Annotated in this window: 6 protein-coding genes; 3 read left to right on the top strand and 3 right to left on the bottom strand. The window is 30.7% G+C overall.

The window, feature by feature from the left end:
* A partial coding sequence (locus B4E59_RS01010; RefSeq protein ID WP_291050784.1) for a helix-turn-helix domain-containing protein occupies positions 1–314 on the bottom strand: 314 nt, incomplete at its 3' end.
* Between the two features lie 276 nt (positions 315–590).
* On the opposite strand from B4E59_RS01010, the gene B4E59_RS01005 reads away from it, so the two are divergent.
* A complete protein-coding gene (locus B4E59_RS01005; RefSeq protein ID WP_286495907.1) occupies positions 591–2,375 on the top strand; it encodes a metallophosphoesterase family protein in 1,785 nt (594 codons plus the stop codon).
* Between the two features lie 141 nt (positions 2,376–2,516).
* On the opposite strand, the gene B4E59_RS01000 is transcribed toward B4E59_RS01005, so the two are convergent.
* Positions 2,517–3,590, bottom strand: a complete 1,074-nt coding sequence (locus B4E59_RS01000; protein WP_286495906.1) for a phosphatidylinositol-specific phospholipase C1-like protein — start codon at positions 3,588–3,590, stop codon at positions 2,517–2,519.
* A 295-nt stretch (positions 3,591–3,885) separates the two neighbouring features.
* Between B4E59_RS01000 and B4E59_RS00995 the strand changes: the two genes are divergently transcribed.
* Both B4E59_RS00995 and B4E59_RS00990 read left to right on the top strand, forming a co-directional pair.
* Complete coding sequence (locus tag B4E59_RS00995; RefSeq protein ID WP_291050779.1) at positions 3,886–6,939, top strand: SusC/RagA family TonB-linked outer membrane protein; 3,054 nt, start codon at positions 3,886–3,888, stop codon at positions 6,937–6,939.
* Positions 6,940–6,956: 17 nt separating this feature from the next.
* Positions 6,957–8,720 (top strand): RagB/SusD family nutrient uptake outer membrane protein, encoded by a 1,764-nt coding sequence (locus tag B4E59_RS00990; protein WP_286495903.1) that lies wholly within the window; start codon positions 6,957–6,959, stop codon positions 8,718–8,720.
* 67 nt (positions 8,721–8,787) lie between these two features.
* Here the strand turns inward: B4E59_RS00990 and ytxJ are convergent, their stop codons facing one another.
* A complete protein-coding gene (ytxJ, locus tag B4E59_RS00985) occupies positions 8,788–9,120 on the bottom strand; it encodes a bacillithiol system redox-active protein YtxJ (RefSeq protein ID WP_291050775.1) in 333 nt (110 codons plus the stop codon).
* Between the last annotated feature and the right edge of the window lie 278 nt (positions 9,121–9,398).

Here is a 9,398-nt window from a genome sequence, read left to right as displayed (position 1 = left end):
AAAATATCATGATAACGTTCTAAATACCATTTAATTCGCCAAGTCCCTAATTTATACTCTTTTCGAAGTTCTAGTACTTTATTTACAATCTCTTGCTTAATTTGGTTAGGAAAAGTACGAGGAATTGTTTTTTTTCTAAGTAAACCTTCTTCTCCATGTTCTTCATACGCTTTTTTCCATTTGTAAAATGTACTCTTTTTAACGCCATAAAATTTATAAGCTATAGCATTATTTCCATATTCTTTAGCATATTTTAAAACTTGTATTTTTTTAATATAAGTTAAATAATTTTGGATTTCTTTGGTCTTTTTCATGATCATAACATTATATTAGTTTTTTACTAATTTAGTCTACGATGATTTGACGTACCTACACATAAGGGCTAAAATCATCTTAACGTTACATTCAATTATTTTCTTAACGTAATAGATTTAATGCCGGATTCTTTTAATTCGTATTCAGAAATAAATTTTGTCATATTGACTTTAACATTAAAACTTATTTCTAAAAACTCAAATTAACTTATCGTTATAAATTTCATTTCAAATAAAACGAATTTAATATTACGTTAGTTTTGCTGTTTTACAGACATGAAAAAACAAATTTTATTTATCTTAATTCTTCTCTTTTCTATATTGAATGCACAAGAAAAAGAAGTTAAAGTAGCCTTTCTTTCTGATGTTCATTTTCAAGATTTGTATGGCAACTTTTCGGATAATGATTTTAAAGGAATTATCAATCCGAAAACAGGAAAAGCAACTATTTTGAGAACTATGGAATCTCAATTGCACTCGACAAGAATTTTTAATGAAAACTATTTTGCATTTATTGCAGCACTAGATGATATTGTATCTAAAAATATAAAAATTGTAGCAATGCCAGGCGATTTTTCAGATGATGGCCAAGCATATAATCTCAGAGGTTTACATAAAATTTTAGAAGAATATAAACGCAAATATAACATGAAATTTTACTTAACAACAGGTAATCATGACCCAGTAGGTCCATTTAGGAAAGATGCAGGAAAAGATGACTTTTTAGGAGAAAATGGAAAACCATTTGGAATTTATAGTAAAGAAATGATAGGAGAAAAACCTTCAAGAATCTATACAAAAGACATTGCTGAGTCGGGATATTTAGAAATTTTAAATGAATTGAAAGACTTTGGATTTTATCCGCAAAAAAATGATTTATTTTGGAGTACACCATTTAATAAAAATCTAATTTCCTCTTATTCTTTTGATGATGCTTTAGTAGCAGCTGATTATACTAAAAGGATGTATGAAGTAGAAAAAGGATTTTCGGTCCCTGACCTAAGTTACGTTGTCGAACCGATAGAAGATGTTTGGCTATTAGCCATTGATGGTAATACCTATATTCCAAAGAATTTAAACGAAAATTCATCTAATCCTTCTAATTATAAGGGTGCAAGTATTGGTTATAACAATGTTTTGACAAACAAGAAACACTTGATAGAATGGGTGAAAAATATTACTGCTGAAGCAAAAAAAAGAAGTAAAACACTGATTGCTTTTACGCACTACCCTATGATTGATTATAATGATGGTGCTTCTTCAGAAATAGAAAAATTATTGGGAGATAAAAAATGGCAATTGGAACGTGTTCCACAAGAAGAGGTTGCAAAAATTTTCTCAGAAGCAGGAATTAAAATTCATTTTGCTGGGCATATGCATATTAATGATACAGGAAGTAAAAAAACAGAAAATGATTTTTTAGTAAATATTCAAGTACCTTCTTTAGCAGCTTACATTCCGGCTTATAAAATTTTGACAATAAAATCAGCTGATAAGATGGAAATCGAAACACAAATCTTAGATGATGTACCTCGTTTTGATGAATTATTTCCATTGTATGAAAAAGAATTTTTGGCTTTACAAAAAGACAGTAATAAATTAATTTGGAACAAAGATATTTTGAAAACGAAATCCTACAGAGAATTAATGCTTTTTCATCTAAAAGAATTGGTTCGTTTACGAATGATTCCGAATGATTGGCCTAAAGATTTTATAGAAAAAGGACAAAACTTGAATGGAGAAGATTTGTTACTTCTAGGTTACAAAGGAATAAATAGAAAAATAATTCAGTCTAAAGATTATAAAAAATGGACATTTGACGATTTAATTCTTGATCTCTATAAATTTCAGTCGGCAGATGAATTGGCGAAAAGAGATATTCCAAAAGAGCGATTGGAACAATATAAAGTGCTGGAAGAATTATTTGCAGATAATCAATCGCAAGATGAATTTGTCTTACAATTGAAAATGCTATTTAAAATACTTTCACATTTATCAAATGGTGAACCTTCAAATCATTTTGAAATTGATTTCAAAAAAAAAAGAATCAAAAATATATAAGCAATAAAAGCTCATTCAACGAAAGACAGCGAAATATTGTGTTTTAATATTACGATTTTAGATTAACGAATAATCCTTGTCAAGCTTGAAACCCTTGACAAGGATTTTATTTCAATACATCTTATATTAAAAATAGATTATTTACTTTCCTAGAACAGGATTTTTTCTTTCGTAAGTATTATCATCGAAACTAATTTTGAAATTAGATTTGAATAATTTACTTGGTTGATAATAATCTGTTGTGATGATTTGAGCACCACTTTTTTTCGCATTTTCAAAACGAGAATAGTCTTCACTTCTAGCTTCCATCGTATCAGCATCTGCTCTTGTGCGGACAATGTAACCTTGTTTTACTAAATTTTTAATTTCATCTGTTTTCTCAGGGTCATTTCTAAATACTATAGCAGATTCTGCTGTTCCTGGAGTTGAATTTGTAAAAATCATTCTGTTTTTTAAAGAAGGATGTCCTTTTGCATATAAATCTCGGTTTGCTCCATTATTATCTAATACAAAAATAAATTTCCCTTTCACATCTTTTACTTTAGGCCAATTTCCTTTGGTAATGGCTTCGTTTAAAGTTTTGTAAGAACCCCTTATATCATCTGGAGTGATGATTTTATTTTTTCCTAAATATTTTCTCAATTCATTATCCAAATCATCAAATAATTTTTCTGTGTAATGTTCAGGCTCTGTTTTAAATTCATTTTCTTTGCCATCTTTTGGCTCTAATGTAATAAATACAGGTGTATGATTAGGATTTGCATCAGACCACTTTTTTAAATCTTTTAAACAATCTTCAAGTGTATAATACCATGTCATATAATCGATATCAGTTATATGGATCATTTTATAACCTGGTTTATTCATTTTTTTGTCAGGATCGAAAGGCTGAGTTGTTTTTACAAAATCTAAAATTTTAGGATGCGCATATTTTCCTCCTTTACTATCTGCGTAAACATCAATTTCTAGATTTCGTAAACCTAAATCTAATTGTTGAGGAATTGGAATATGTTCGTACTGAATTCTTGGTAAAAAATTCATAGAATCTCTTTCTGATAAATAGTTATAAACCTCTGGTAATATAGCTTTCTTATAAGAGTTATGCGAACCAATAACTTGAATTTCATTGATTTTTAAATCTTCTAAAGTTTGTGTTTGCGCCAAAGAAAAACTAAAAGGAAGTAAGTATAAACTAAATAAAATGGTCTTTTTCATTGCTCTAATTTTTATAAGAACCGAAATTACATTGTTTATTCTCAAACAATTTTTAGTTATTGTTAAGTCTGTTTTATAGTATTGTAAATTTTCTGTTTGATTTTCAGGAATGTAATCGATTATTTTACCTTATGGTAATGTTTTGATGATTTTAAATTAAAGTGTTTTTAAAGAGTAGAGGCTTACTTTGTATTCCGAAAAACAAATCAACAGCTAGCTTAACAAAAACCACTGCTGCGACAACAACAGTGGAATCTAAGTTAAGCATCGTAAATGTGATACTTTACTTAATAATATGTACCATAAAATTAAACATTTTAAACTGAAAAAACTAATTCCTTTGGCATTTGTTTTCTTGTATTGTAACAAGGCGGAAGCAAAGGTTTTAAACGACAATTCTAATTTCGGAATACAAGCAGCAGATGCTACTGTAAAAGGAATTGTACAAGACGAGAACGGATTTGCTGTTTCGGGCGCAAAAGTTATTATCGTAGAAACTGGAAAAGAAGTAATAACAGATGAGAACGGTTTATTTTCTATTGAGGCAGAGGTTGGACAAACTTTAACTGTACAATTAGAAGGATTTACCATTCAGAAAGTTGTAATTGATTCGGCAGAAATGACAATCCATATTTCGAGTGAAACAAGTATTTCTGATGAACATGCTTTACAAGAAGTAACGTTGGTTGGATATGGTACTCAGAAAAAATCTGATCTAACAGGATCTGTAAGTCAATTAAAATCTGAACAATTTAAAGAAGGAATGAACATTTCTGTGGATAACTTAATCCAAGGAAAAGTAGCTGGTGTTCGTGTTGTGCAAACAAGTGGAGAACCAGGCGCTGGAATGAATGTTTCTATTCGTGGAGTTGGATCTATTCGAAGTGGTAGTACACCTTTATTTGTTGTAGATGGTGTGCCGTTAAGCAATGAAAATGTAAGTTCTGGTGGACCCAATGTTGGTTTAGGAAGTTCAAGCGCAAAAAATCCATTAAACTTTCTAAACACAAGTGATATAGAATCGATAACTGTTCTTAAAGATGCTTCTGCCTCAGCAATCTATGGAGCAAGAGGTTCTAATGGTGTTGTTTTAATTACAACGAAACAAGGAAAAAAAGGTGATGCACTTTTTACGTATGATACTTACTTCGGTGTTTCGAATGTGATTAAAAAATTAGACTTGATGAATGCTGATGAGTATAGAAACGCCGTAGATCCTTCTTACGATCATGGTGGAAATACAGATTGGCAAGATGTATTGTTTCGTTCAGCAACTTCTCAAAATCATGCCTTTTCATTTTCTAAGAAAACGAATACAGGAAGCTACTATGCATCAATTTCTCATATGGATCAAGATGGAATTATTGAAACAAGTAATTTCAGAAGAACTACAGCTCGTTTAAATGCAGAAGAATCTTTCTTAGACGATCAACGTTTAAAAGTTAAATTCAATTTAACAGCTAGTGATATTAGAGAAACCGGTTTACCAAATGGTTCAAATGCTGGTTCAGATGGACAGTTGGTTATTCATGCCTTAATGGCTAATCCTACACGTTCTGTTTTTGATAAAAATGGTGATTACACAAATTTCAACATGAACGCTCATTACAACCCAATGTATTTATTGAGTAAGTATAATGATCATACAAATACATTTAGAGTTTTAGGAAATGTTGAAGCTACTTTACGTATTCTTCCTGGATTAAATTATAAATTAAATTACGGTATTGACAGATCAACTTCGGAACGTAATACAACGATGTATCCAAACATTACTGATAGAACGCCGAGAGGAATGTACACGCAAAGTAATTTAGAATCGTTGAGTACTTTAGTTGAGCATTATTTAACTTTTGACAAAACATTCAACAGACATAATATCAATTTATTAGCAGGTTTTTCTTACCAAAAATTTAAATTTTCAGGAACTTATTTTGGCTTGACTAATATTGCAGAACAAGGAAGTGGTGTTGCACCAGAGAATAATCCTGGTTATTCTGGAACTGCATTTATTCCAAGTCCTGGTTACGCACAAGAAAATGAATTACAGTCTTACTTTGGACGTGTAAATTATAACTACGATAGTCGCTATTTATTTACAGCATCTTTACGCGCGGATGGTTCTACTCGTTTTGGAAAAAATAATAAATATGGCTATTTCCCATCTTTAGCAGTTGCTTGGGCCATTAATAAAGAAGAATTTTTAAGAGGTTCTTCTGTTGTAAATGAATTAAAATTAAGAGCAAGTTGGGGACAGACAGGTAACCAAGAAGTTCAGAATAAATTAACGCAAGCGAGTTCATCATTATCTTCTTCTGCGGGATATTGGTTATATAATCAAAATGATTTGATTAACGGAGTAATGGTAAACAGAACTGCAAACCCTGATTTGAAATGGGAGGTTGTTGAACAAACAAATTTTGGAGTTGATTTTAGTTTATTCAACAGTAAATTATATGGGTCGTTAGAATACTATAATAAAACAACTTTAGATCCGATTTTAAATATTCCTTCTGGGCCATTAAGTCCAACGAGTACTATTTGGCAAAATGTAGATGGAAAAATAGAAAATAAAGGATTTGAATTGACTTTAGGTTCTCAAATTATCGATCAAAAGGATTTTACGTGGTCATTAGACGTAAATGCAGCAACATTATCAAATAAAGTAAAAGACTTACCAGTTTCCGAAATATATTCAGGACAAATTTCTGGTCCAGGAATGTCAGGTGTTTATGCCAATGTTTATAAAAATGGATACCAAGCAGGATCATTTTATATGCTAAAATATTTAGGAATTGACGAGCAAGGTAAATACATATATGAAGATACTGATGGTAATGGTTCAGTAGGAACTGAAGATAGACAAATTTTCGAAGGTCCACTTCCAAAAGTAACATACGGGCTTAATAGTTATATGCGTTATAAAAGGTTTGATTTTGCATTCTCTTTTATTGGTCAAGCAGGAGGATATTTAGTCAATAATACTAATCTCAATTTAAATATTAACAATTTAGCATCAGACCGTAACTTGTTAAGAGATTTTTACACTTCTGGAGCAAGTGCTGAAAATTTACCGCAATTATCATCACTTTATTTAGAGAAGTCAGATTTCTTACGTTTAAATAATGTTCGTTTAGGATATAATTTTGGAGTTGAGCAATTAAAATGGGTAAAAAGTTTAAACTTATATGTAAGCGCTCAAAACTTATGGACAATCACAAATTACAGTGGATATGATCCATTGATTGACACATCAAAAGCTGTATCAGGAAATCAATCATTAGGAATTGATTATGCAACTTACCCATCTGCGAAAACATTTATGGTTGGAGCAACTTTAAAATTTTAATACCAGAATTTATTATCATGAAATTAAAAACAATAAAAATATCTTATCTATTTTTCGCATTACTTTCTGTGAGCATTTTAAGTTGTACAGATTTAGAAGAGCAAGTAGTTGATGAAAGATTAGGATCAGAATCACCAAGTCCAGAAAACGCAATTGCCGCAGCCTATGGACAATTAGGAGACGGAACTTTCGTAGATCACGGAAATGTTTTCGGTTTACAAGAATACTCTACTGATGAAGCAATTTTACCTACACGAGGAAGTGACTGGGGAGATGGTGGAAAATGGAGAGCATTATCTGAGTTTACTTGGGACGCTTCAAATCCTCAAATAAAATCAGCTTGGGATAATTTAAATTTCGGAATAACAAAATCTTTAACAGCAATACAAGCAATAGAGAAAAGTAGTGTTACTAACAAACAATTATTTTTAGCTGAAGCAAAAGGTTTATTAGCATTTTATACTTATCATACATTAGACTTATACGGACAAGCTCCATATAGAGATCCAATGGATGTAAATGCAGAAATTGTGGTAAGAAAAGCAGATGTAGCCATTGATGAATTAATTACAGAAGTAGAAGGTATCATACCAAATTTAGCAAATATTGGAGAGCAATCTACACATATGGGAAGATTCACTAAACAAGCAGCTTATGCTTTATTAGCTGATATGTACATGAACAGAGCTGTTTTAAAAAATAGATACTCCAACACTTTCGATTTTAATGAGAGTGCTGTTAGTGGTGGTGTTTCTGATATGGATAAAGTAATTGAATATTCTTCAAATATAATCAATTCAGGACGTTTTAAGTTAGAATCTAATTTCTTCCGTAATTTTGATATTAGTAATGATGACGGAACAGAATTAATATTTGCGGTAGTACAAAAAGCAACTGCAAATAGTTTAAGAAACAGTTCAAACAGTTTTGCATATATGCCTGTTGAACGTGCACAAAAACCTTCTCCAGATAATAGAGGAACTAATGCTACAGGAACGACACCAGAGTTTTACCACAGTTGGGATGGAAATCATGAAGACCCTCGTTTTCACAGACATTACCAATATGAAGATGGAACTTGGTTTATGAATGATGGAACTGATGTTAGTGTTCCTGCTACAAGTTTAGTAGAAGGTACGGGAAAACCTTGGTTTCATTTTAATAGAGGTATTCAAGCAGGTGTTCAATATGGTCCAACTATTTTAGCGAATGGATCTTTTGAGATGGTAAATGGACGTATAAAAGTAAATCAACTAAAAATGGAAAAAAACACCAATTTACTTGTTAATTTTACTCCAGAATATAACTTTGACAATCCTTTGCAAGCTGTTCTTTCTCAAAATCAAATTAACAGAGGAGCGCGTGTATTTAAATACGAGTTTGATCCTAGTTTTGGAAACAATGGAAATGGTAGTGTAAATATTTCATTGTTTCGTTTAGGTGGAATTTATACATTGCGAGCTGAAGCTTATTTCCGTAAAGGAAATACAAGTGCAGCATTAGCAGATATTAACATGCTAAGAACCAGTAGAACAAGAGAAGCATTATTTGGTAATGCGCCAGGTGTTGCAATCACTACTCTTGATGAGGCTACTTTAGTAAAGGAAATCGCTTTCGAAACATATTGGGAATTAGTAAGAAGAAAACAATTAATTCGTTTCGGAAAATTTGAAGAAGCAAGAACTTCAAAATCAGTAACTGCTCCTACAAGAAGAATTTACCCGATTCCACAAGCAACAATTGATGCTTCGAATGTATTTACACAAAATAAAGGGTATTAAGTGATACTGTACCATATGTTTAAGTATAAAAATCTACTTGGTTAACAAGTAGATTTTTTTTTATACATTACAAACTAACCAGTTGATCTAGTTCCTTTTGAATTTCTTCATTTTTTATTTTACGATGTGAAGCATTGTACACACACTTTCCGTCTTTTATTATTAAGATTTGTGGTGATTCGTGTTGAACATTGTAACTACGTTCAATTTCATTAGATATTGGTCTATATGTTAATAAATCTAAATAATTCAGCTCAAAATCGCTTTCCTTTATTATATTCCAAATAATATCGCATAACCCACAAGTTGTACTGTGTTTATAAATAATTTTTGGTTGATTAAAAGACGCTTGATCAATTTGGTCTAAATCTTCTAAACTTGTAATATCTATTTTTTTCATTTTTGTTTCAATTATTTCATCTATAAAATTACATTGAAAAGAAGAAAAAACCTATTCTATTCAATTATTGTATTTTCTTTGTAAATCAAAATATAGTTAATATTAGATTTAAGTAGATTTTTAAAAATACTATATAAAATGTTAAACTTTCATAAATTTTGCTACACCAATACTACACCTCACTCCTCTACATCCCATATAAATAGAGAGTTTACCACTTTCTGTATCGGGAAGTAACACTTATTAAAAATTATGTTATGTCGTACTTCATGACTTCG

It is taken from the genome of Empedobacter sp. UBA2044 (genome assembly GCF_002333005.1).
Taxonomy (GTDB): Bacteria; Bacteroidota; Bacteroidia; order Flavobacteriales; family Weeksellaceae; genus Empedobacter; species Empedobacter falsenii_B.
This window is presented reverse-complemented; position numbering and strand designations above follow the sequence as displayed.

Excerpts from the sequence above, each read along its gene's own strand:
- B4E59_RS01005 (WP_286495907.1), top strand. The coding sequence starts at position 591 with ATGAAAAAACAAATTTTATTTATCTTAATTCTTCTCTTTTCTATATTG.
- B4E59_RS01000 (WP_286495906.1), bottom strand. The coding sequence starts at position 3,590 with ATGAAAAAGACCATTTTATTTAGTTTATACTTACTTCCTTTTAGTTTT.
- B4E59_RS00995 (WP_291050779.1), top strand. The coding sequence starts at position 3,886 with ATGTACCATAAAATTAAACATTTTAAACTGAAAAAACTAATTCCTTTG.
- B4E59_RS00990 (WP_286495903.1), top strand. The coding sequence starts at position 6,957 with ATGAAATTAAAAACAATAAAAATATCTTATCTATTTTTCGCATTACTT.
- ytxJ (WP_291050775.1), bottom strand. The coding sequence starts at position 9,120 with ATGAAAAAAATAGATATTACAAGTTTAGAAGATTTAGACCAAATTGAT.